At 72.2% G+C, this 21,790-nt stretch carries 17 protein-coding genes and 5 pseudogenes; 3 read left to right on the top strand and 19 right to left on the bottom strand.

What is annotated here, in order from left to right; genetic code table 11:
• Positions 1 to 10: 10 nt before the first annotated feature.
• The 6 genes and pseudogenes from argJ to B277_RS17355 all read right to left on the bottom strand — a co-directional run bounded on the left by argJ (position 11) and on the right by B277_RS17355 (position 7,159).
• Positions 11 to 1,162, bottom strand: coding sequence for a bifunctional glutamate N-acetyltransferase/amino-acid acetyltransferase ArgJ (gene argJ / locus B277_RS18135; RefSeq protein WP_007925942.1), 1,152 nt, complete (start codon positions 1,160 to 1,162; stop codon positions 11 to 13).
• A pseudogene (gene argC, locus B277_RS18130) lies at positions 1,159 to 2,215 on the bottom strand (N-acetyl-gamma-glutamyl-phosphate reductase). The gene argJ and the pseudogene argC overlap by 4 nt, the downstream one beginning before the upstream one ends.
• A gap of 49 nt (positions 2,216 to 2,264) precedes the next feature.
• A complete protein-coding gene (pheT, locus tag B277_RS05200; protein WP_007925940.1) occupies positions 2,265 to 4,778 on the bottom strand; it encodes a phenylalanine--tRNA ligase subunit beta in 2,514 nt (837 codons plus the stop codon).
• The gene (pheS, locus tag B277_RS05195) at positions 4,778 to 5,872 is read right to left on the bottom strand and encodes a phenylalanine--tRNA ligase subunit alpha (RefSeq protein WP_007925939.1); all 1,095 of its coding nucleotides are present in this window, start codon (positions 5,870 to 5,872) and stop codon (positions 4,778 to 4,780) included. Before pheS ends, pheT begins: the two co-directional genes overlap by 1 nt.
• Positions 5,873 to 5,927: 55 nt before the next feature.
• Positions 5,928 to 6,830 (bottom strand): hypothetical protein, encoded by a 903-nt coding sequence (locus tag B277_RS05190; RefSeq protein ID WP_007925938.1) that lies wholly within the window; start codon positions 6,828 to 6,830, stop codon positions 5,928 to 5,930.
• Between the two features lie 185 nt (positions 6,831 to 7,015).
• Complete coding sequence (locus B277_RS17355) at positions 7,016 to 7,159, bottom strand: hypothetical protein (protein WP_156811737.1); 144 nt, start codon at positions 7,157 to 7,159, stop codon at positions 7,016 to 7,018.
• Positions 7,160 to 7,263: 104 nt separating this feature from the next.
• Here B277_RS17355 and B277_RS05185 point away from each other — a divergent pair, with 104 nt between their 5' ends.
• Positions 7,264 to 7,710: a Fur family transcriptional regulator gene (locus B277_RS05185; RefSeq protein ID WP_007925936.1), complete on the top strand. Its 447-nt coding sequence runs from the start codon at positions 7,264 to 7,266 to the stop codon at positions 7,708 to 7,710.
• 41 nt (positions 7,711 to 7,751) lie between these two features.
• Positions 7,752 to 9,314, top strand: a complete 1,563-nt coding sequence (locus B277_RS05180; RefSeq protein WP_007925934.1) for a catalase — start codon at positions 7,752 to 7,754, stop codon at positions 9,312 to 9,314.
• Positions 9,315 to 9,372: 58 nt separating this feature from the next.
• On the opposite strand, the gene B277_RS05175 is transcribed toward B277_RS05180, so the two are convergent.
• From B277_RS05175 to B277_RS05120, 13 genes and pseudogenes are all read right to left on the bottom strand, one after another.
• Positions 9,373 to 10,137: a TrmH family RNA methyltransferase gene (locus B277_RS05175; protein WP_007925932.1), complete on the bottom strand. Its 765-nt coding sequence runs from the start codon at positions 10,135 to 10,137 to the stop codon at positions 9,373 to 9,375.
• Positions 10,138 to 10,193: 56 nt separating this feature from the next.
• Complete coding sequence (rplT, locus tag B277_RS05170; protein ID WP_007925930.1) at positions 10,194 to 10,577, bottom strand: 50S ribosomal protein L20; 384 nt, start codon at positions 10,575 to 10,577, stop codon at positions 10,194 to 10,196.
• Positions 10,578 to 10,616: 39 nt separating this feature from the next.
• Positions 10,617 to 10,811 carry a 50S ribosomal protein L35 gene (gene rpmI / locus B277_RS05165; protein WP_007925928.1) on the bottom strand — a complete coding sequence of 65 codons (195 nt, stop codon included), beginning with the start codon at positions 10,809 to 10,811 and terminating at the stop codon, positions 10,617 to 10,619.
• 42 nt (positions 10,812 to 10,853) lie between these two features.
• The gene (gene infC / locus B277_RS05160; protein WP_083853656.1) at positions 10,854 to 11,477 is read right to left on the bottom strand and encodes a translation initiation factor IF-3; all 624 of its coding nucleotides are present in this window, start codon (positions 11,475 to 11,477) and stop codon (positions 10,854 to 10,856) included.
• 317 nt (positions 11,478 to 11,794) lie between these two features.
• Positions 11,795 to 12,517, bottom strand: a complete 723-nt coding sequence (locus B277_RS05155; protein WP_238148000.1) for an SseB family protein — start codon at positions 12,515 to 12,517, stop codon at positions 11,795 to 11,797.
• 5 nt (positions 12,518 to 12,522) lie between these two features.
• Complete coding sequence (priA, locus tag B277_RS05150) at positions 12,523 to 13,266, bottom strand: bifunctional 1-(5-phosphoribosyl)-5-((5-phosphoribosylamino)methylideneamino)imidazole-4-carboxamide isomerase/phosphoribosylanthranilate isomerase PriA (RefSeq protein ID WP_040880879.1); 744 nt, start codon at positions 13,264 to 13,266, stop codon at positions 12,523 to 12,525.
• A gap of 237 nt (positions 13,267 to 13,503) precedes the next feature.
• Positions 13,504 to 13,914 (bottom strand): annotated as a pseudogene (gene hisH, locus B277_RS19755) (imidazole glycerol phosphate synthase subunit HisH); the annotation flags it as partial.
• On the bottom strand, positions 13,911 to 14,504 hold the full coding sequence (locus B277_RS05145; protein ID WP_128276701.1) for a hypothetical protein: 594 nt from the start codon (positions 14,502 to 14,504) through the stop codon (positions 13,911 to 13,913). The gene B277_RS05145 and the pseudogene hisH, both read right to left, overlap by 4 nt.
• Before the next feature lie 8 nt (positions 14,505 to 14,512).
• Positions 14,513 to 15,125: pseudogene (gene hisB, locus B277_RS05140) on the bottom strand (imidazoleglycerol-phosphate dehydratase HisB).
• On the bottom strand, positions 15,122 to 16,240 hold the full coding sequence (locus tag B277_RS05135; protein ID WP_007925906.1) for a histidinol-phosphate transaminase: 1,119 nt from the start codon (positions 16,238 to 16,240) through the stop codon (positions 15,122 to 15,124). The pseudogene hisB and the gene B277_RS05135 overlap by 4 nt, the downstream one beginning before the upstream one ends.
• Complete coding sequence (hisD, locus tag B277_RS05130) at positions 16,237 to 17,583, bottom strand: histidinol dehydrogenase (RefSeq protein ID WP_007925905.1); 1,347 nt, start codon at positions 17,581 to 17,583, stop codon at positions 16,237 to 16,239. Before hisD ends, B277_RS05135 begins: the two co-directional genes overlap by 4 nt.
• Before the next feature lie 44 nt (positions 17,584 to 17,627).
• Positions 17,628 to 20,603 carry a bifunctional [glutamine synthetase] adenylyltransferase/[glutamine synthetase]-adenylyl-L-tyrosine phosphorylase gene (locus tag B277_RS05125; RefSeq protein WP_007925903.1) on the bottom strand — a complete coding sequence of 992 codons (2,976 nt, stop codon included), beginning with the start codon at positions 20,601 to 20,603 and terminating at the stop codon, positions 17,628 to 17,630.
• Positions 20,604 to 20,610: 7 nt separating this feature from the next.
• Positions 20,611 to 21,399, bottom strand: a pseudogene (locus tag B277_RS05120) (glutamine synthetase family protein); the annotation flags it as partial.
• 38 nt (positions 21,400 to 21,437) lie between these two features.
• Here B277_RS05120 and B277_RS05115 point away from each other — a divergent pair.
• Positions 21,438 to 21,790, top strand: a pseudogene (locus B277_RS05115) (glutamine synthetase); the annotation flags it as partial.

Below are 21,790 nucleotides of genomic sequence, written 5' to 3'. Positions count from 1 at the left end.
GTCGGTCCGATCAGGTGGAGTACGCAGAGTTTTCGTGGACGTAGTCGTGGGTGAGGTCGTTGGTCCACACCGTCACCTCGTCGCTGCCGGCGTGGAGGTCGACCTCGACGCGGACCTCGCGCTGCTCGAGGTCGACGAGCGTGCGGTCCTCGCCCACTCCCCCGGCGCGACAGACCTGCACGCCGTTGATCGAGACGTCCAGCTGCGCGGGCTCGAAGGCCGCCCCGGTCGTGCCGACAGCCGCGAGCACGCGGCCCCAGTTGGGGTCCTTGCCGAAGATCGCGCACTTGAAGAGGTTGTTGCGGGCGATGCTGCGAGCGACCTCGAGCCCGTCGGCCTCGCTCGCCGCCTGGTGGACGACGATCTCGATGTCGTGGGCCGCGCCCTCGGCGTCGCCGATGAGCTGGCGGGCCAGGTCGGCGCACACCTCGCGGATCGCCTCGGTGAGATCGGAAGGGGAGACCGCGGTACCCGACGCCCCGGAGGCCATGGCGACGACGGTGTCGTTGGTCGACATGCACCCGTCGGAGTCGATGCGGTCGAAGGTGGTCCGCGTCGCCTCGCGCAGCGCGGCGTCGAGGTCCTCCGCGGAGGTCACCGCATCGGTCGTGACGACGACAAGCATCGTGGCGAGTGCGGGGGCGAGCATGCCAGCCCCCTTCGCCATGCCACCGACGCTCCACCCGTCGCGGGCGGCGGCCGCGGTCTTGCTCACGGTGTCGGTCGTCATGATCGCCTCGGCGGCGGACGCGCCGCCGTCGGTCGCGAGGGCGGCGCCGGCAGCGGTGACCCCGGCGACGAGCTTGTCCATCGGGAGCAGCTCACCGATGAGACCGGTGCTGCACACGACGACGTCGCCGGCGGAGACGCCGAGCACCTCGGCGGTGTGCTCGGCGGTGGCATGGGTGTCCTGGAAACCCTGCGCACCCGTGCAGGCATTGGCGCCGCCCGAGTTGAGGACGACCGCGTCGGCCCGGCCGTCGGCGAGCGTCTGGCGCGACCACGTCACCGGTGCCGCCTCGACCCGGTTGGTCGTGAAGACCGCAGCGGCGTGGTGGTCGGGCCCGTCGTTGACGACGAGCGCGACGTCGGGGCGTCCGCTCGGCTTGAGGCCTGCGGTCACACCGGCGGCGCGAAATCCTGCGGGGGTCGTCGTGCTCACGGGGCCACTCCTGTCGTGGGAAGTCCGGTGGTCTCGGGCAGGCCGAGGGCCAGGTTCATCGACTGGACGGCCGCGCCGGCCGTCCCCTTCGTCAGGTTGTCCTCGGCGGCCACGGCGACGACACGGCCGCTGCGCTCGTCGAGGGCGACCTGGACGTGGACGAGGTTGGAGCCGACGACGCTGCCGGTGTGCGGCCACTGGCCCTGCGGCAGGAGGTGGACGAAGGGCTCGTCGGCGTAGGCCTGCTCCCAGGCGGCGCGCACCGTCTCGGCCGTCGCGCCGGCGGCAGCGCGGGCCGTCGTCGTCGCGAGGATCCCGCGGGGCATCGGCGCGAGGGTGGGGGTGAAGGATACGCGGGCCGCGCGCCCCGCGGCGCGGGCGAGATTGCGCTCGATCTCGGGGGTGTGCCGGTGGACCCCGCCCACGCCGTAGGGGCTCATCGCCCCCATGACCTCCGAGCCGATGAGGTGCGCCTTGGTCGACCGGCCGGCGCCCGAGGTCCCCGAGGCGGCGACGATGACGACGTCGTCGGGCTCGACGACACCGGCTGCCAGACCAGGGGGCCAGGGCGAGGCTCGCGGCGGTCGGGTAGCACCCGGGGACGGCGATCCGACGAGCCCCCGCGAGGTCGCCCCGGTGCTTGGTGCCGTCGGCCTTGACGAGCTCGGGCATCCCGTAGGGCCAGGTGCCGGCGAAGGGGGTGTCGTAGTAGTCGTCCCAGTCCTGCTCGTCGTCGAGACGGAAGTCGGCACCGCAGTCGACGATGACGACCTCGTCGGGCAGCTGCTGCGCGATGGCCGCAGAGTGGCCGTGGGGCAGAGCGAGGAAGACGACGTCGTGGTCGGCGAGCACCTCGGCGGTCGTCGGCTCGAGCACGCGGTCGGCAAGTGGCTGCAGGTGCGGCGCGAGGTCACCGAGGCGGGTGCCCGCATTGCCCGATGCCGTGAGGGCACCGATCTCGACCTCGGGATGGCCGAGCAGGAGCCGAGCGATCTCGGCCCCTGCGTAGCCGCTGGCTCCGGCGATGGCTGCGGTGATCACCTGCATGACCATACGCAGGCACGCTGTTTTATGCAAACGCGTGTCGGCGACGGTCTCCTGCTCAGCGCTGCTGGGCCCCCGTGGCGGAGGCCGCGGAGGCGACCGCCTTGTCACGCAGGGCGGAGACCTCGTCGGTCTTCAGCGTCCGGCCGGCCCGGAAGGTCAGGCGATAGGCGAGGGACTTGCGCCCCTGCCCCACCTGGTCGCCCCGGTAGACGTCGAAGAGGGTGAGCGACTCGAGGTCGTCTCCGGCACCAGATCGCAGTGCTGCGGCGACAGCCGCCGCCGGCACGCCCTCGTCGACGACGAGCGCGACGTCCGTGTTGGCGACCGGCTGGGTGGACAGCTGGCCGGGCTTCACCGGCTCGCCGGAGGCGGCAACGATCGCGTCCAGGTCGAGCTCCGCTGCGACGGTGCGCTCGGGCAGCTCCAGTCGCGAGCAGACCTTGGGGTGCAGCTCGCCCGCGTGGCCGACGACCTCGCCACCGGGCACGGAGATCGCCACGCAGCGCCCGGGGTGGAAGGGCTCGCGCTGGGCGGCCTCGACACCCAGCTCGACACCGATCGAGTCACCGATCGCCCGCACCCAGCCGACGACGTCGGTGGCCTCGACGGGCCGCGCCGGACCGTGCGGCCCCGCGGGCAGTGCGGCCCCCGACGCGGCGATGGCGACGTGCCGCGGCTGGGCCGGGACCCCGCCGGTGATGCGCGCCAGGGTCTCCGCGTCGGGCTCGACCCCACCCGGAGGCAGGGGTAGCGGCGTGATGCCGCCGGCCGTGACGAGCCCGATCTCGTAGAGCGCGACATCGCGGTGGCCCCGGGAGACGTTGCGTCGCAGCGTGTCGAGCAATGTGTCGAGGATCGAGGTCCGCATGAGCGGGGCCTCGTCCTGCAGCGGGTTGGCCAGGCGCACCGTCGTGCGTCGGGCGTCGTCCGCGGCGTAGCCGAGGGCGTCGTGGCGCTCCTCGGAGGTGAAGGGGTAGGACAGCACCTCGACCAGGCCGGTGGCCGCGAGCGTGCGGGCGACCGTGCGGCGGGCCCGCTGGCTGTGCGTCAGGCCGCGGCCGGCGCTGGCCCGGGGCACGACCGACGGGATCTGGTCGTAGCCACGCACGCGGGCAACCTCCTCGACGAGGTCGGGGCCGTCGACGAGGTCGGGTCGCCAGGTCGGCGGGGTGACCCGCAGGAGCTGGCCCTCGTCAGCCACGTCGCAACCGATCGCGGTGAGGGTCGCGACGACCTCCTCGCGGGGGTAGTCGAGCCCGATGTACCGGCTCGGCAGGCTCGGGTCCAGGGCGATCGTCGCCGGCTCTGCGGGGCTCCCGACGTCGGTCGCCGTCGGGTCAGCCGTGCCTCCGCCGTGCTCGACGAGGAGGTCGACGGCGAGCTGGGCGGCCGCCGCGGTGACCGCGGGGTCGACGCCGCGCTCGAAGCGCTTGGACGCCTCGGTCGCCAGCCGGTGACGCCGCGCGGAGCGCGCCACGGTGACGGAGTCGAAGTGCGCGGCCTCGACGAGCACGTCGGTCGTGGTGTCGTCGACCTCGCTCGTCGCGCCGCCCATCACGCCGGCGATCGCGAGCGGGGTGGTGCCGCCGTCGGTGATCAGCAGGTCCTCGGGCACCAGGGTCCGCTCGACGTCGTCGAGGGTCGTGAGCGTCTCACCCGCGCGCGCCCGGCGCACCTCGATGGCCCCGGAGAGCTTGGCGAGGTCGTAGGCGTGCAGCGGCTGGCCGAGCAGCATCATCACGTAGTTGGTGACGTCGACCGCGAGGGAGATGGGGCGCATGCCGACCTCGGTGAGCCGGCGCTGCATCCACTCCGGTGAGGTCGCCGTCGCGTCGATGCCGCGCACGACCCGCGCGACGAAGCGGTCGCACCCGGGCACGCCGTCGACCGGTGCGTCGTCGGCGAGACGCACCTCGTGGCCCGGCCCGGTGGGCTCGGCCACCGGCAGGTCCGCCGGGTCGACGAAGGGGGTCCCCTCCGACAGCGCGTACTCGCGGGCGATGCCGCGCATGGAGAGGCAGTACCCGCGGTCGGGCGTGACGTTGACCTCCACCGTCTCGGCGTCGAGGCCGAGGACGGGGATGAGGTCGTCGCCCGGCGCCAGGCCCGCGACGACGTCGGCCGGCAGGTGCTGGGTGAGCACGATGATGCCGTCGTGGTCCTCGCCGAGACCGAGCTCCATCGCGGAGCAGATCATGCCGGCGCTCACGTGCCCGTAGGTCTTGCGGGCGGAGATCTCGAAGTTCCCCGGCAGGACGCCACCGGGCAGGATCACCGCGACGAGGTCGCCCACGTCGAAGTTGTGTGCGCCGCACACGATGCCCTGCGGCTCGCCGGTCCCGTTGGCAGCGCCCACGTCGACCTGGCACCAGTTGATCGTCTTGCCGTTCTTCTGCTCCTCGGGCGTGCGCTCGAGAACCTTGCCGACGACGAGGGGGCCGGTGACCTCGCCACCGATGATGCCCTCCTCCTCGAGGCCCACGCGCACGAGCGTGGCGGCGACGTCGGCCCCCTTCGCCTGCGGGTCGACCTCGGTCAGCTCACGGAGCCACTCGATGGGTGCCCGCATCAGATCTCCATCCCGAACGCCGCCGAGAAGCGGACGTCTCCCTCGATGATGTCGCGCATGTCGGCGACGCCGTGGCGCAGCATGAGCGAGCGCTCGATGCCCAGGCCGAAGGCGAAGCCGGTGTACTCGTCGGGGTCGATGCCGGCGGCGGCGAGCACGCGACGGTTGACCATGCCGGAGCCCCCGAGCTCGATCCAGCCGGTGCCGCCGCAGGTGCGGCAGCCGGTGTCGGCGCCGCGGCACACCCAGCACTGGCAGTCGATCTCGGCACTCGGCTCGGTGAAGGGGAAGTAGTTGGGGCGCAGTCGCGTGACGATGCCCTCGCCGAAGAGGCCCTGCACGAAGGCGTCGAGCGCCCCGCGCAGGTGGGACATCGTGATGCCCTTGTCGACGACGAGCCCCTCGAACTGGTGGAAGACCGGGGTGTGCGTCGCGTCGAGGTCGTCGGTGCGGAAGACCTTGCCCGGGCACAGGACGTAGATGGGCGGCTCGCGGTCGAGCATCGTGCGGATCTGCACGGGCGAGGTGTGGGTGCGCAGCACGACGCCGGCATCGCTCGGCTCGACGAAGAAGGTGTCCTGCTCACCGCGCGCGGGATGGTCGGGACCGATGTTGAGCGCGTCGAAGGTCAGCCACTCTGACTCGATCTCGGGACCCTCGGCGATCTCCCAGCCCATGCCGACGAAGATGTCCTCGACCCGCTCGGTGACGAGGCTGATCGGGTGCCGCGCCCCGAGCCGCTGGTAGGGGCTCGGCACGGTGAGATCGAGGGTCTCCTCGACGAGGATCCGCTCGTCACGCTCGGACTCGAGCTCGGCCTGACGGGCCGAGAAGGCCTGCCCGACACGGCCCCTCGCCTGCCCGACGCGCTTGCCGGCCTCGGCCTTGGCGCTCGGCGGCAGTGCGCCGATCTCTCGGTTGGCGAGCGCGAGCGGGCTCTTGTCGCCCTGGTGCGCACCGCGGATCCGCTTGAGCTCGTCGAGGGTGGTCGCGCCCGCGGCGGCGTCGAGCGCGGCCTGCACGGCGTCGTCGATCACCTGCGGGTCGAGGGCGGCGACCTCGACCGGGTCGTAGTTCGTGTTGGGTCCAGACACGAGGCCCGAGTCTACGTGGGGACGAAGGGGGCCCGCCCCCGGGTTTCGAGGTCGATCACTTCCTCAGGTCGTGGACGGTGAGGCGGTCCCGCGGGTCGGTGTCGCCGACAACTCGGTCGACGATGAAGTCCGGCCCGGGGTTGTCGTCGTACTTGTCGGCCCCGGACTCGTAGAGCTGGTAGAGGCGGCCGTCCACGACCACCGACCCCTCGGCCATGTTGGGGATCTTCTGGGAGCGCCCGTTGTCCTGGGTCCAGCCGCCGTCCCGGGCGAAGTCCTCCGCCGAGACCCGGGTGAGCGTCGACTCGTTGTTGCGCCCGTAGCTCGAGGAGTAGTAGGCGTTGCCGGCCTCGTCGAAGGAGACCCCCTGGGTCTGGGGCGGCACCTGGTATGTCTTCGGGTCACCGGTCGGGCTGCCGTCCGCCCCGATCTCGTACGCGTACATGGTGCCCGGGTCGTCGTGGTCCTTGGTGAACTGCGTGACGTACAGCTTGTCGTCGTGCACGGTGACCGTGGAGTGCGCCTTGGTGTCGACGGTGTCGATGGGCTCCGCCGTGTGCACGACGTCCGTCATCGGGTCCCCGCCCCAGGCGGCCCCGGGGTTCGGGATCGTCGTCGTCTCGGGGTTGCGCAGGTCCTCGGTGCGGTACACCTGTGTGTTACCACCCCCGGAGACGTAGGTGTACTCACCGTTGACCGTGACCCCGCCGTAGTGGTCGAGCCCCTCCAGCGGGACCCGCGAGGTGACCTCGCCGGTCTCCCGGTCGACGAAGACGATCTCGCCGTCGGTGTCGTCGTCCTCGTCGTAGAAGGTGTAGACGAGCTCGTCGTCCGCCTCGTTGTACCCGAGCCCCTGCGGGATCTGGCCCTTGTCCCTGAAGGGGATCTCCGGTCCGTCCTCGTAGTCGTCGGGCAGGTCGAGGGAGTCCGAGGGCGGACGACCGGGGTTCCCGCCCACCGCCGCGGCGCCCAGCCCGCGCCCCGCGCCGAGGTCGAAGGGGGAACCCGTCCCCCCCTTCGCCGCTGGCGGACCGCTGGTCCGCAGCCTGCTCCTTGGCCCGCTGACCGACCGCCCGCAGCAGCTGGGCAGCCAACGCCAGCTGCTGCTGCGCCCCCTGCCAGTCCCCCACGAAGCCCTCGAGATCAGGACCCGACCACGCACCCACCAGGACCGCGATTCCCGAGGTGCCCGAGCCCGAGCACCTCTTCGACCCGGTCCCCCTCGGCACGCAGCGCGTCACCGATCGCGTCGAGCCGGTCGGGGTCGTTGCCGTGGGTCACTGCCATGAGCGGTCAAGGTAGTCCGTGTCCGCGCCGCCGGCGATGGGGAGCGCTCCCCCGGCCCGGTCGTTATCTTGACTGATTCAAGTCTTGGTGGGACTCTGGTGGCGATGAGCACGATGATCGAGACCGAGGCTGCCGCCGACCTGCTGCGCACCCACGCGCTGCGCGTGACCGCCCCACGCGTCGCCGTCCTGCGCGAGCTGTCCGCGATCCCCCACGCCGACGTCGACACCATCGCCCGAGCCACCCGCGAGCGACTCGGGTCCGTGAGCACCCAGGCGGTCTACGACATCCTCGGCGCGCTGTCCGCGCACGGCCTCGTCCGCAAGTTCGAGCCGGCCGGCCACCCGGCCCGCTTCGAGCTGGAGCTCGGCGACAACCACCACCACCTCGTCTGCCGCGCCTGCGGCACGATGATCGACGTCGAGTGCGCGCCCGGCAAGGCACCGTGCCTCGATGCCGCCGACGACCACGGCTTCGCCATCGACGAGGCCGAGGTCATCTACTGGGGCACCTGCCCCGCGTGCGCGACCGCTGCGGTCACCACCCCCTGACCAGCACTGCACCCCACCCCACAGAGAAAGAGGAGCAGCAGATGTCATCCACCCCTTCCACACCGGAGCCCCGCTCGGACGCCCGAGGGACGCTCGACGTCTCCGGGCCGTCGACCCAGCTGGGCGGCGCGCCCACCGTGAGCGACCGCAACAGCCTCTCGGTCGGCAGCAACGGGCCCCTGCTCCTGCACGACACGCACCTCGTCGACATGCTCGCCCACTTCAACCGGGAAAACATCCCCGAGCGCAAGCCGCACGCCAAGGGCTCCGGCGCCTTCGGCCGCTTCGAGACGACCGCCGACGTCTCGCAGTACACCAAGGCCGCGGTCTTCCAGCCGGGCACGACGACGCGCATGCTCGCCCGCTTCTCCACGGTGGCTGGCGAGCTCGGCTCCCCCGACACCTGGCGCGACGTGCGCGGCTTCGCGCTGCGCTTCTACACGAGCGAGGGCAACCTCGACCTCGTCGGCAACAACACCCCGGTCTTCTTCCTGCGCGACCCGCTGAAGTTCCCCAACTTCATCCGCAGCCAGAAGCGGCTGCCCGACAGCGGGCTGCGCGACAACACCATGCAGTGGGACTTCTGGACCAACAACCCCGAGTCGGCCCACCAGGTCACCTACCTCATGGGTGACCGCGGCCTGCCCCGCTCGTGGCGCCACATGAACGGCTACGGCAGTCACACCTACATGTGGGTCAACGGCTCCGGCGACAAGTTCTGGGTCAAGTACCACTTCCACACGCAGCAGGGAGTGCAGGGCCTCACTGGTGACGCCGCCGACCGGATCGCCGGTCAGGACGCGGAGTTCCACCGCCGCGACCTCTTCGAGGCGATCGCGCGCGGGGAGGCCCCGCAGTGGAAGCTGTCGGTCCAGGTCATGCCCTACGAGGACGCGAAGAACTACCGCTTCAACCCCTTCGACCTGACCAAGACCTGGCCGCACGCCGACTACCCGCTCATCGAGGTCGGCACGATGACCCTCGACGAGAACCCGGTGAACTTCTTCGCGCAGATCGACCAGGCGGCCTTCGCCCCGAGCAACACCGTGCCGGGCGTGGGCTTCTCCCCGGACAAGATGCTGCTCGGCCGGGTCTTCGCCTATGCCGACGCCCACCGCGCCCGCATCGGCCCGAACTTCCACCAGCTGCCGGTCAACCGCCCGGCCGTCGAGCGGGAGAACCACTACTCCTTCGACGGGCCGATGCGCTACGAGCACTCGGGCGCCGCGCCGACCTACCACCCCAACAGCTTCGGTCGCCCGGTCGCGGACTTCGAGGGGCCGGTCGACGACGGGTGGGAGGCCGACGGCGCCATCGTCCGCTCGGCCTACCAGCTGCACGCCGAGGACGACGACTTCGGCCAGCCGGGCACGCTCGTGCGCGAGGTCTTCGACGACGCCCAGCGCGACCGGCTCGTCGACACGGTCGTCGGCTCCCTGGCCGGGGTCGAGGACCCGGTGCTCTCGAGGGTCTTCGAGTACTGGACCAACATCGACGCGACGATCGGGCAGCGCATCCGTGACGGCAAGGCCGCCGCGGACGAGTCCCCGGTCGACCCGGGTGAGGTCCTCGGCGGGCAGGAGACGCACGCCGCCCAGGGCTGACGCCGGCACGACGAAGGGCGCCGCCCCCGAGATCATCGGGGGGCGGCGCCCTTCGTCGTCAGGCCCGCTGCTGCCGGGCCGAGGCGTAGAGGCAGATGGTGCTCGCCATCGCGAGGTTGAGCGACTCGGCGTGCCCGTGGATCGGGACGCGCACCACCTCGTCGCAGACGCGCAGCGTCGCCTCCTCCAGGCCCCACGCCTCGTTGCCCATGACCCAGGCGTGCGGGCCCGTGAGGTCGGCGTCGTCAGTCGTGACGCTTCCCGCACCGTCGGCAGCCAGCCGCGTGATGCCGGCCTCGCCGAGCCTCGCGAGGGTCGGCTCGATGTCGAGCCCCGTGACGACGGGCAGGTGGAAGATCGACCCGGCCGTCGACCGGATGACCTTGGGCGAGGTGACGTCGACGGACGCCGCGCTGACGAGCACCGCGTCGGCGCCCGCGGCGTCGGCGCCACGGATCACGGTGCCGAGGTTGCCGGGGTCGCGCACGTGGGTGAGCAGGACGAGCAGGCGCGGACCCGCCGCGAGGACCGGCGCGAGGTCCGTGGGTGTCCACTCGACGACGGCGGCGGTGCCCTGCGGCGTGTCCGCATCGCACATCGCGGCAAGGACCTCGTCGCTCGTGCGGTGGACGAAGACACCGGCCTCGCGGGCCGGGTCGATGAAGTCCGCGTACCGCTGCGCCGCCTCGTCCGTGACGTAGAGGTCGACGATCCGCTCGGGCGCGAAGCGCACGGCCTCGCGCACCCCCTGCGGACCCTCGACGAGGATCCGACCGGTGCGTCGACGCGCAGGACGCCGGGAGAGCCCGCGCACCGACTTCACCCGCTCAGCAGCGGGATTGGTCAGTGGTGGGCGCTCCCGGCGTCCGGAGTGGTCGCTCAGGCCTCGACCTTGGCGTCGGTGGCCGCCGGCACGTTGGCCTTGGCGATCTCGACGAGCGCGGCGAAGGCCGCCTCGTCGTTGACGGCGAGCTCGGCGAGCATGCGACGGTCGACCTCGATCTCCGCGGCGCGCAGGCCCTGGATGAACCGGTTGTAGGTCATGCCGTTGGCGCGGGCGCCGGCGTTGATGCGCTGGATCCACAGGCGACGGAAGTCGCCCTTCTTGGCGCGACGGTCACGGTAGCTGTAGACCGCGCTGTGGGTGACCTGCTCCTTGGCCTTGCGGTACAGGCGGGACCGCTGGCCCCGGTAGCCGCTGGCGCGCTCGAGGACGACCCGACGCTTCTTGTGGGCGTTGACCGCCCGCTTCACGCGTGCCACGTGATGACTCCTTCAGTGTGTGGGGACAAGAGGCTCAGGTCAGCGACCGAGCAGCTTCTTGATCTTCTTCTCGTCGGCCTTGGAGACCAGGACGTCGTTCGCGAGACGACGCGCGTGCTGCGGGGTCTTCTCGTGGAACTTGTGGACGTGGTTGGCGCGCTCGCGCATGATCTTGCCCGAGCCGGTGACCCGGAATCGCTTCTTGGCACCGGAGTGCGTCTTGTTCTTCGGCATGGCGCCGATCTCCTTCTCGTTGCTTGCTGGTCTGTTGCCGGCTCAGGACTCGGCCGGGGCCTCGGCGGTCTCGGCGGGGGCCGACTCCTCCGCGGCGGCAGCCGGGGCCGCCTTCTGCTCGTCCTTCTTGCGTCGGGCCTCGGCACGCGCCTCGGACTTCCGCTTGGTCGGGGCGAGCACCATGATCATGTTGCGCCCGTCCTGCTTGGGCGCGGACTCCACGGTGCCCAGCTCCACGACGTCCTCGGCCAGGCGCTGCAGCAGCCGGAAGCCCAGCTCGGGGCGCGACTGCTCGCGACCGCGGAACATGATCGTCACCTTGACCTTGTCGCCAGCGCCGAGGAAGCGCTCGACGTGGCCCTTCTTGGTGCCGTAGTCGTGGCTGTCGATCTTCGGGCGGAGCTTGATCTCCTTGATGACCGTGTTGACCTGGTTCTTGCGGGCTTCCCGGGCCTTCATGGCGGCTTCGTACTTGTACTTGCCGAAGTCCATGAGCTTGGCGACGGGAGGCTTGGCCATGGGGGCGACCTCGACGAGGTCCAGGTCAGCCTCTGCCGCGAGTCGGAGGGCATCCTCCACCCGCACGATGCCGACCTGCTCCCCGTTGGGGCCGACCAACCGCACCTCGGGAACGCGGATTCGGTCGTTGATGCGAGGCTCGCTGATGTGCTGCTCCTTAGCTCGGTGTGTCACTCCCGCTACCGACGAAGAAAGGCTCCTCGCCGATCGCGAGGAGCCTCCACCAGAGCACGACACGGACGACGGGCTGGACACCTGGGGTGTCCGGCGACGTGCGTCGCGTCGAGACCTGAGACCCGGCAACCTGTGAGTCCGAGGACTCCGGTCGACGCGGGTGGGAAGCGAGGCTCCTCTTGCGTCACCGCCACGAGGACGGTGACCGGTCGTTGCGGACCACGATAGCAGTGGCCGGACCGGACCCGAAATCGGCTCGCGCGTCGGGCCCGCTGAGGGGTGGCCGTGGGTCAGACGACGGCGAAGGAGAGGCCGTCGACCCGAGCCCGCAGCTCACCGTCGGTGGCCAGCTGCTCCGCGACCGCGGTCACCAGGGCCTGGACCTCCTCGACCTGCAGGCCCGGTACGAGGGTCAGGCGCACCTGGAGCACACCCTGCCCATCGGGGATGCCTTCGACGAGCTCGGTCCCCGTGATCTCCGGGTGCTCGGCGCAGGCCCGCTCCACGGACTGCTCGACGAAGGGGTCCTCGTGCGCGGGCAGCCACGGACGCTGCTGCGCCAGGGCCCACACCATCGAGGCGCGGATCTCGAAGGCCTGCTCGCTCGCGCAGTCGAGCACCATGAGGTCGGCCGACTCGCTGACGGCGGCCTGCGCAGCGCGGGCCGCCTCGACCGGCACCGGTCGCACGGACGCGTCGAAGGCCGCCAGCGACTCCATCGAGGTGAAGACCGGCAGGGCGGTCCGCCCGTCGGGGTGCTCGAGGAGCAGGACGGCCATGTCGGCCTCCTTGTCGGAGGTCTGCCCGTGCCCGTCCTCCGTGGTCTCCGTGGCGACGGCGGTGACCGGCACGAGGAGCCGAGCGGCCGCGAGGTGCTCGAGCACCTCGGCCTCGCCGCCCGTCGTCAGCGCCCGCATCAGGCCTGCGTCAGCTGCGCCGTCGTCGCCCTCGAAGCCTCCGGTCGGCAGCGACCGTCCCTGCCAGGGGACGCCCGCGGAGTCGGTCGGGTCCACGCCGCTCACGGCCGGCCCGCCGCGTCGAGGGCGTCGGAGAGGGTCACAGTGCCCTTGTACAGGGCCGAGCCGATGATCGCCCCCTCGACACCGACCGGGACCAGCTCGCGCAGGGCGACGACGTCCTCGCGGGTCGTCACCCCACCGCTCGCCACGACGGCGGCATCGGTCGCCGCGCACACGTCCCGGAGCAGCTGCAGGTTGGGGCCGGCCAGCATGCCGTCCTTCGCGACGTCGGTGACGACGTAGCGGGAGCAGCCCTCCGCGTCGAGCCGCGCGAGCGTCTCCCACAGGTCGCCGCCCTCCTTGGTCCAGCCGCGGGCGGCGAGGGTCGTCCCCCGGACGTCGAGCCCCACGGCGATCCGGTCGCCGTACTCGGCGATGGCCCGGGCCGTCCACTCCGGGTCCTCGAGGGCAGCGGTGCCGAGGTTGACCCGGGTGCAGCCGGACTCGAGCGCCGCCACGAGGGAGTCCTGGTCGCGGATCCCGCCGCTCAGCTCGACCTTGAGGTCGAGCTGCCCGACGATGCCGGCGAGGAGGTCACGGTTGCTCCCTTCGCCGAAGGCCGCGTCGAGGTCGACGAGGTGGATCCACTCGGCCCCCTGCTCCTGCCAGGCCTGCGCCGCCTGCAGCGGGTCGCCGAAGTCCCAGCCGGAGTCGGCCACGCCCTGCTGCAGCTGGACCGCGCGCCCTCCCCGCACGTCGACGGCGGGCAGGAGCTCCAGGCGGGGGCTCTCGGTCGTGGTCACAGTGACATCACCCAGTTCTTCAGGAGGTGCAGTCCCGCGTCCCCGGACTTCTCGGGGTGGAACTGCGTGGCGGACAACGGGCCGTTTTCGACGGCCGCGACGAAGGGGGGACCCGTGCTCGCTCCACGTGACGCGGGGCGAGGCGGCGGACAGTGCGCCGGGTGCCGTCGGCAGGTCCCAGGACCCGACGGCGTAGGAGTGGACGAAGTAGAAGCGCTCGGACTCGACCTCGGCGAAGAGCCGGGTGCCCTCGGGGGCCTGCACCGGCGACCAGCCCATGTGCGGGACGACGGGCGCGGTGAGCCGCTCGACGGTGCCGGGCCACTGGTGCAGCCCGTCCTGCTCGGGCTGGGTGCCGTGGGGCTCGGCCGAGCCGTCGAACATCACCTGCATCCCGACGCACACCCCGAGCACCGGACGCCCGCCGGCCAGTCGTGTGTCGACGAGCGAGGGCCCGTCGACCGCCCGCAGACCGGCCATGCACGCGTGGAAGTTGCCGACACCGGGCACGAGCAGGCCGTCAGCGCCGAGCACGGCAGCGCGGTCCGCGGTCAGCTCGACCTGCGCCCCGACATGGCTGAGCGCGCGCACGGCGGAGTGGACGTTGCCGGAGCCGTGGTCCAGCACGACGACACGAGGAGAGCTCATGGGTGGACATCCTTGACGACGGACTCGAAGGCGGAGACGGACCGCGCATCGGGGCGGATCACGGGGCCGAGATCGGTGTCGGCTCCGCCGATGATGCGGGCGCCGGGCAGGCCGAGGACCGTGGTGACCTCGACCAACCACTCGGCGTGGGTCAGGTCGGTGCGACCCCACAGGGAGCGCACCTGGCTGATGGGGACCTGTCGCGCCGCGGGGTGGCTGGACAGGGTCCGGTGCAGGTCCTCCGGCGACAAGGGCGGCAGCTGGGGCCCGCGGACCACCTCTCGGTCGGCCGCGCGCAGCGCCCAGCGGATCGGGGCCCGGCCCGGTGCCCGAGCGGTCACGACCGCCGCGTCACCGATCTCGAAGAGCCCGATGGACGGCGCCATCGGCGACGGGACGTGACGCGAGGCGAGCACGGTGAGCGCGTCGTCGTAGGGCTGCGCGGCGGCACTCGTCGCCGAGGCCGTCACGACGATCGACCACGCGCTGTGCTCGACGACGTGGCACGGCACGACGCCGCGCCGCACCCACTCCACGGCCCTCGCGGACGACGCGGAGAGGAGCACCACTCCCCTGCCCGGCTGGCTCATCGCACGCTCTACAGCGCGCCCTTGGCACTCGGGATGCCGGTGACGCGCGGGTCGGGCTCGACGGCGGACCGCAGAGCTCGGGCCAGGGCCTTGAACTGTGCCTCGACGACGTGGTGCGGGTCGCGGCCGGCGAGCACGCGCACGTGCAGCGCGATGCCGGCGTTGTACGCGAAGGACTCCATGACGTGCCGGGTCAGCGAGCCGACGAAGTTGCCGCCGATGATGACGTGCTCCTGGCCGGCCGGCTCACCGGTGTGCACGACGTAGGGGCGCCCGGCGACGTCGACGACGGCGTGGGCGAGGGCCTCGTCGAGGGGGGACGGTGGCGTCGCCGAAGCGGCTGATGCCCCGCTTGTCGCCGAGGGCCTCGCGCACGGCCTGCCCGAGCACGATGGCCACGTCCTCGACGGTGTGGTGGGCGTCGACGTCGACGTCGCCCTCGGCCCGCACCGTGAGGTCGATGAGGCTGTGCTTGGCGAGCGACAGCAGCATGTGGTCGTAGAAGCGCACGCCGGTGGAGACCTCACCGACGCCGGTGCCGTCGAGGTCGACGGTCACCTCGACCCGGCTCTCGGAGGTGCCGCGCGTGACCGTCGCGGTGCGGTGGGTGGTGGTGCTCACGGGGTCTCCTTGCTCAGGGCGTGGGTGGGGACGATCTGCGCCATGGCCTCGAGGAACCGGCCGGTCTCCTCGGGGGTCCCGGCGGTGACCCGCAGGTGGTGCGGGATGCCGACGTCGCGAACGAGGACGCCCCGGTCGAGCAGAGCCTGCCACGTGGCCGCCGCGTCGGCGAGACCGCCGAAGAGGACGAAGTTGGCATCGCTCGGCACCGGCGACAGCCCGAGAGCGGAGAGCTCGGTGACGAGCCGGTCGCGCTGCCGCTTGATCGCGTCGACCGTCTCGAGCAGCCGATCGGCGTGCTCGAGCGAGACCCTCGCGATCGTCTGCGTCGGCGACGACAGGTGGTAGGGCAGCCGGACGAGACGCAGGGCGTCGACGACCTGCGGGTCGGCGGCGAGGTACCCCAGTCGCCCCCCGGCGAGGGCGAAGGCCTTGCTCATCGTGCGGGTCACGACGAGGCGCGGGTGCCGGTCGAGCAGGGTGAGCGCGCTCGGCGTCCCCGGCCGGGCGAACTCGGCGTAGGCCTCGTCGACGACGACGACGGCCCGCGGAGCGGCCTCGAGCATCGCCTCGACGACCTCGAAGGGCAGGGCCGTGCCGGTGGGGTTGTTGGGCGAGCACAGGAAGACGAGGTGGGGATCGGTTGCCGTGGCCTGCTCGACGGCAGAGTCGACGGTCAGGTCGAAGGTGCCCGCGTCGCGCTGCCCGTCGACCCACGTCGTCCCGAGCGTCTCGCTGATGATCGGGTGCATCGAGTACGCCGGGGTGAAGCCGAGGGCGGTCCGCCCGGGGCCGCCGAAGGCCTGGACGAGGTGCGAGAGGACTTCGTTGGACCCGTTGCCGGCCCACACCTGCTCCGGGCGAAGGGAGACCCCGCTGCGGTCCTCGAGGTAGGTGACCAGCGCCTTGCGCAGGTCGGTGAACTCCCGGTCGGGGTAGCGGTTGAGCCCACCGAGCTGCTCCGCGAGCTCGGCGACGACGGCCGAGACGACCTCCTCGGGGACGGGGTAGGAGGACTCGTTGGTGTTCAGCTGCACGGCGACGTCCAGCTGGGGGGCGCCGTAGGGGCTGCGGCCACGCAGCTCGGGGCGCAGCAGCTGCTCGATCTCGCTCATCGGGTCACCTCGCCGACCCGGGCGGTGACGGCCTCGCCGTGCGCGGGCAGGTCCTCGGCCTCGGACAGGGCGAGCACGTGCGGTGCCACCTCGGCCAGGGCGTCGGCCGAGTACTCGATGACGTGGATGCCGCGGAGGAAGGACTGGACGGACAGGCCGCTGCTGTGCGCGGCGCTGCCGCCCGTGGGCAGCACGTGGTTGGACCCGGCGACGTAGTCACCCAGGCTCACCGGCGAGTGCGGCCCGACGAAGATCGCCCCGGCACTGCGCACCCGGGCAGCGACGGCGGACGCGTCGGCGGTGATGACCTCGAGGTGCTCGGCCGCGTAGGCGTCGACGACCCGCAGACCGGCGTCGAGGTCGTCGACGAGGACGATCGCGGACTGCCGCCCACCGAGGGCCTCGGCGACCCGCTCGCTGTGCTTGGTGGCGGCGGCACGGCGCTCGACGGCCACGCGCACGGCGTCGGCGAGGTCGGTGGAGTCGGTGACGAGCACCGACCCGGCGAGCGGGTCGTGCTCGGCCTGGCTGATGAGGTCGGCGGCGACGTACTCGGGGTCCGCGCTCGCGTCGGCGAGGACCGCGATCTCGGTCGGGCCGGCCTCCGCGTCGATGCCGATGAGCCCCTTGAGCAGCCGCTTGGCAGCGGCGACGTAGATGTTGCCCGGGCCGGTGACGAGGCTGACCGGTGCGCAGGCGACGGTCTCGCCGGACGACGTGTCCTCGAAGCCGTGGGCGAAGCCGGCGACCGCCTGGGCGCCGCCCATGGCCCACACCTCGTCGACGCCGAGCAGGGCGCAGGCGGCGAGGATCGTCGGGTGTGGGTAGCCGGCGAGGTCACCGACGTTGTCCCGCTGCGGCGGGCTGGCGACGGCGATCGAGCCGACGCCGGCGAGCTGGGCGGGCACGACGTTCATGACGACCGAGCTCGGGTACACCGCGCGTCCGCCGGGCACGTAGAGCCCGACGCGCTCGACCGGCACCCAGCGCTCGGTGACGGTGCCCCCGGGGTGCAGCCGGGTCGTCGTGTCGACGCGCCGCTGGTCGGCGTGCACGGCCCGCGCGCGCTCGATCGAGATCTCGAGTGCGGCGCGGACACCGTCGTCGAGGGTGTCGAGAGCGGCCTCGAGCACGTGCGGCGGGACGCGCAGGGAGGTCGGTCGCACCCCGTCGAAGCGCTCGGCGTACTCGTAGAGGGCCTGGGCCCCGCGGTCGTGCACGTCGTCGCAGATCGGCCGGACGGCATCGAGGGCGGCCTCGACGTCGTACTCCGCACGGGGCAGGGCGGCGCGCAGCTCCCGGGCCCCGAGGGGTCGCGAGCGCAGATCGATCGTGGCGAGCATGGCCCCCAGTCTAGGTTCGCTGCCGGCGCTGCCTGACCGGCGTCTCACCGCTGCTGCTCGTCCTCGCCGTAGAAGATGCGGTCGACGACCTGACGGGCGCGTCGCGCCGTGCGGCGGTAGGACTCGGCGAGCGCGAGGCCGGACTGCGGCTCCATCCCGACGATCCGGCCGACCCCGTCGGCCTCGCGCAGGTTGGACGGCACCGAGTCGACCGGGCGGCCGCGGAAGAGCATGCCGGCATTGCGCAGCAGCGAGGCCATCGACCAGGCCTCCCGCAGGACGGTCGCGTCGTGGCCGTCCACGAGGCCGAGGTCGACGGCGGCGGCGAGCGCCGGCAGGGTCCGCGTGGTGCGCAGGCCCTCGTGCTCGTGGGCGTGCTCCATCTGCAGCAGCTGGATGGTCCACTCGACGTCGGAGAGACCACCCATGCCGAGCTTGAAGTGCGCCTTGCGGTCGGCCCCCCGCGGGAGTCGCTCGGCCTCCATCCGTGCCTTGAGTCGGCGGACCTCACGGACCTGCCGCGCGTCGAGCCCCTGGGGCGACCACCGCAGGGGGTCGATGAGCTGCGTGAAGCGCTCACCGAGACCCGGGTCACCGGCCACCGGCCGGGCGCGCAACAGGGCCTGCGCCTCCCACGTCTCGGACCAGCGCTCGTAGTAGCTGGCGTAGGAGGCCAGCGACCGCACCAGGGGGCCGCTCTTGCCCTCCGGCCGCAGGTCGGCGTCGAGACCGAGCGGCGGGTCGGACCCCGCAGCGCCGATGAGTCGACGCAGCTCGGTGACGACGGCCAGGGCCGCCTCCTGGGCCGCCTGGTCGTCGGCGCCGGGACGCGGGTCGTGGACGTAGAGGACGTCGGCGTCGGAGGAGTAGCCGACCTCGCGACCACCCAGCCGGCCCATGCCGACGATGAGCAGGTCGGTGCCGAGGTCCGCGCCCCGCTCGGCCTCGACCTTGTGCACGACGACCTCGAGTGCGGCCTGGATCGTCGCCTCGGAGACATCGGTGAGCGCCTCCCCCACCTCGTCGAGCGTCAGCCGGTCCTGCAGGTCGGCGACGCCGACGCGGAAGATCTCGGCCCGGCGGATCGCCCGGATCGCGGCGACGGCGGCCTCGGGGTCCTCTCGGCGACCGGCTGCCGACCGCATCCGGCGCAGCAGCTCGTCGCGGGTGCGCGGGCGCAGCCCGTCGGCCTCACCGAGGTACTGGACCGCCTCCGGGCTCGCGAGCAACAGATCCCCGGCGAAGCGGCTCGCGCCGAGGGTGTGCGCGAGGATCTTGGCTGCCTCGCCCTCGTCGCGCAGCAGGCGCAGGTACCAGTGGGTGGTGCCGAGCTCCTCGCTGACCTTGCGGAAGGCGAGCAGCCCGGCGTCCGGGTCGGCCATCTCGGCAAACCACTCGAGCATGACGGGGAGCAGCTGCCGCTGGATCGACGCCGCACGGCTCATCCCTTCGGTGAGCACCTCCAGGTGGCGCAGCGCTCCGGCCGGGTCTCGGTAGCCGAGGGCACTCAGGCGCTCGCGGGCCGCGTCGGGACTGAGCGAGGCCTCGTCGGGGCTCAGGCGGGCGACGGCCGACAGCAGGGGCCGGTAGAAGAGGCGCTGGTGCAGCCGACGCACCTCGCGTGAGTGCCCGGTGCGCAGCGCGACGACCTCGTGGGCGGGCTGGTCCCAGAGCCGCATGGCCCGGCCGAGCCGCCGCAGGTCGTCGTCGGAGGTCGGCATGAGGTGGGTGCGCCGCAACCGGTGCAGCTGGATGCGGTGCTCGAGCGTGCGCAGCACCCGGTAGGCCTCGCCGAGGACGGCGGCATCGGCCCGACCGATGTACCCACCCCTGGACAGGGCGGCCAGTGCGTCGAGGGTGGTGCCGGAGTGGAGGGTCTCGTCGGTGCGCCCGTGGACGAGCTGGAGCAGCTGCACGGAGAACTCGACGTCACGCAGCCCGCCCGGCCCGAGCTTGAGCTGGCGGGCGGCCTCGGCACTGGGGATGTGCTCCTCGACCCGGCGCCGCATGGCCTGGACGTCGTCGACGAAGTCCTCGCGGGAGGCGGCCTCCCACACGAGGGGCCGCACCGCCTCGAGGTACTCGGCACCGAGGGTGGCGTCGCCGGCGAGGTGACGCGCCTTGAGCAGCGCTTGGAACTCCCAGGTCTTGGCCCACCGCTCGTAGTAGGCGCGGTGGCTGGCGACCGTCCGCACGAGCGGGCCCTGCTTGCCCTCGGGGCGCAGCGCGGCGTCGACGGGCCACAGGCTGCCGTGCGACGTCGCGTCGGCACAGGCGTGCATCATGCGGCTGGCGACGCGGGTCGCGACCTCGAGTGCCGCGGCCTCGTCGACCCCGTCGACGGGCTCGGCGACGAAGATGACGTCGACGTCGGAGATGTAGTTGAGCTCGCGGCCGCCGGCCTTGCCCATGCCGATGACGGCGAAGCGGCAGGACTGCCCCTCCTCCCCCAGCTCGTCGATGGCGATGCGCACCGCGCCCTCGAGCGCCGACCCGGCCAGGTCGGCGAGCGCGCGGGCGATGTCCGGCAGGTCGGCGACGGCGTCGTCGGAGGTGACGTCACGCGCGACGATGCCGAGCAGCTGGCGCCGGTAGCCCACCCGCAGCGCGTCCTGCGGCTCGAGGTCACCGTGGTCGGCGATCTCGGCGAGCAGGGCCTCGGTTCGCTCCTCCGGCGTCATCTCGACCGCGTCGACCGCGTCGCGCCACTGGTCCGGGTGCGCCACGAGGTGGTCGACGAGCGCCGAGGAGATGCCGAGCACGCCGATGAGCCGGTCCCGGGCCGCCGCGTCGCCGGTGAGGGCTCGCACGAGTGCCTCGTCGTCGCTGGCCTCGAGCACCCGGACGAGACCGAGCAGCGCCTGGTCGGGGTCGGCCACCCGGGCGATCGCGCGCAGGAGCGGCTCGTGGTGCTGACCGAGCGGCTCGAGAGCCGCGTCGGCGAGGAGGGCCTCGGCGCGACGCGTGTCGCTGAAGCCGCGCCGGGCCAGGGTGGGGACGGGCCGGGAGGGTGGGGTCACGCTGTCCTCACAGGCGCGGCAGCAGCCGCTCGAGCTCGAAGGGGGTCACCTGGTTGCGGTAGTCCGCCCACTCCTGCTGCTTGTTGCGCAGGAAGAAGTCGAAGACGTGCTCACCGAGCGTCTCGGCGACCAGCTCGCTCTCCTCCATGGCCTCGATCGCCTCGATGAGGCTGGAGGGCAACGGCTTGATGCCCATGGCCCGGCGCTCGCGGTCGGTGAGGCCCCACACGTCGTCCTCGGTCTCGGGGGGCAGCTCGTAACCCTCCTCGATGCCCTTGAGCCCGGCGGCGAGCATGACGGCGAAGGCCAGGTAGGGATTGCACGCGGCGTCGAGGCTGCGCAGCTCGACCCGGCTGGAGTTGCCCTTGTTGGGCTTGTACATCGGCACGCGGACCATCGCCGAGCGGTTGTTGTGACCCCACGTCAGGTGCGCGGGTGCCTCGCCACCGCCCCACAGCCGCTTGTAGCTGTTGACCCACTGGTTGGTGACGGCCGCGTACTCGCGCCCGTGGTGCAGGAGGCCGGCGATGAACTGCCGCCCGACCTTGCTCAGCTGGTACGGGGCGCCCGGCTCGTAGAAGGCATTGGTGTCACCCTCGAAGAGCGACATGTGGGTGTGCATCCCGCTGCCCGGGTACTCGGCGAAGACCTTCGGCATGAAGGTGGCGTACACCCCCTGCTCGAGGGCGACCTCCTTGATGACCGTCCGGAAGGTCATGATGTTGTCCGCCGTCGACAGGCGGTCGCGGTAGCGCAGGTCGATCTCGTTCTGCCCCGGAGCCCCCTCGTGGTGGCTGWACTTCTCCGTGCTCAAGCAGGGCCACGACCCCCGGTGAGCGTCCGGTCCCCGTCGACGACGGCGGGTACTTCGACCACGTGCCGAAGGGGGAGGCCCACGACTTCCGTCGGGCAGCCATCACCATGCTCGAGTCGGTCGGCATCTCCGTGGAGTTCAGCCACCACGAGGGGGCTCCGGGGCAGAACGAGATCGACCTGCGCTACGCCGACGCCCTGTCGACGGCGGACAACATCATGACCTTCCGGACGGTCATCAAGGAGGTCGCCCTCGAGCAGGGGGGTGTACGCCACCTTCATGCCGAAGGTCTTCGCCGAGTACCCGGGCCAGCGGGATGCACACCCACATGTCGCTCTTCGAGGGTGACACCAATGCCTTCTACGAGCCGGGC

This window comes from Janibacter hoylei PVAS-1 (assembly GCF_000297495.1).
GTDB lineage: Bacteria > Actinomycetota > Actinomycetes > Actinomycetales > Dermatophilaceae > Janibacter > Janibacter hoylei.
This window is presented reverse-complemented; position numbering and strand designations above follow the sequence as displayed.

What these genes read in the sequence shown, in the direction of transcription:
- B277_RS05145 (WP_128276701.1), bottom strand. Translation starts at nt 14,504, where the DNA reads ATGAGCCAGCCGGGCAGGGGAGTGGTGCTCCTCTCCGCGTCGTCCGCG.
- B277_RS05185 (WP_007925936.1), top strand. Translation starts at nt 7,264, where the DNA reads ATGAGCACGATGATCGAGACCGAGGCTGCCGCCGACCTGCTGCGCACC.
- B277_RS05135 (WP_007925906.1), bottom strand. Translation starts at nt 16,240, where the DNA reads ATGAGCGAGATCGAGCAGCTGCTGCGCCCCGAGCTGCGTGGCCGCAGC.
- rpmI (WP_007925928.1), bottom strand. Translation starts at nt 10,811, where the DNA reads ATGCCGAAGAACAAGACGCACTCCGGTGCCAAGAAGCGATTCCGGGTC.
- B277_RS17355 (WP_156811737.1), bottom strand. Translation starts at nt 7,159, where the DNA reads ATGGCAGTGACCCACGGCAACGACCCCGACCGGCTCGACGCGATCGGT.
- B277_RS05180 (WP_007925934.1), top strand. Translation starts at nt 7,752, where the DNA reads ATGTCATCCACCCCTTCCACACCGGAGCCCCGCTCGGACGCCCGAGGG.
- pheT (WP_007925940.1), bottom strand. Translation starts at nt 4,778, where the DNA reads ATGCGGGCACCCATCGAGTGGCTCCGTGAGCTGACCGAGGTCGACCCG.
- hisD (WP_007925905.1), bottom strand. Translation starts at nt 17,583, where the DNA reads ATGCTCGCCACGATCGATCTGCGCTCGCGACCCCTCGGGGCCCGGGAG.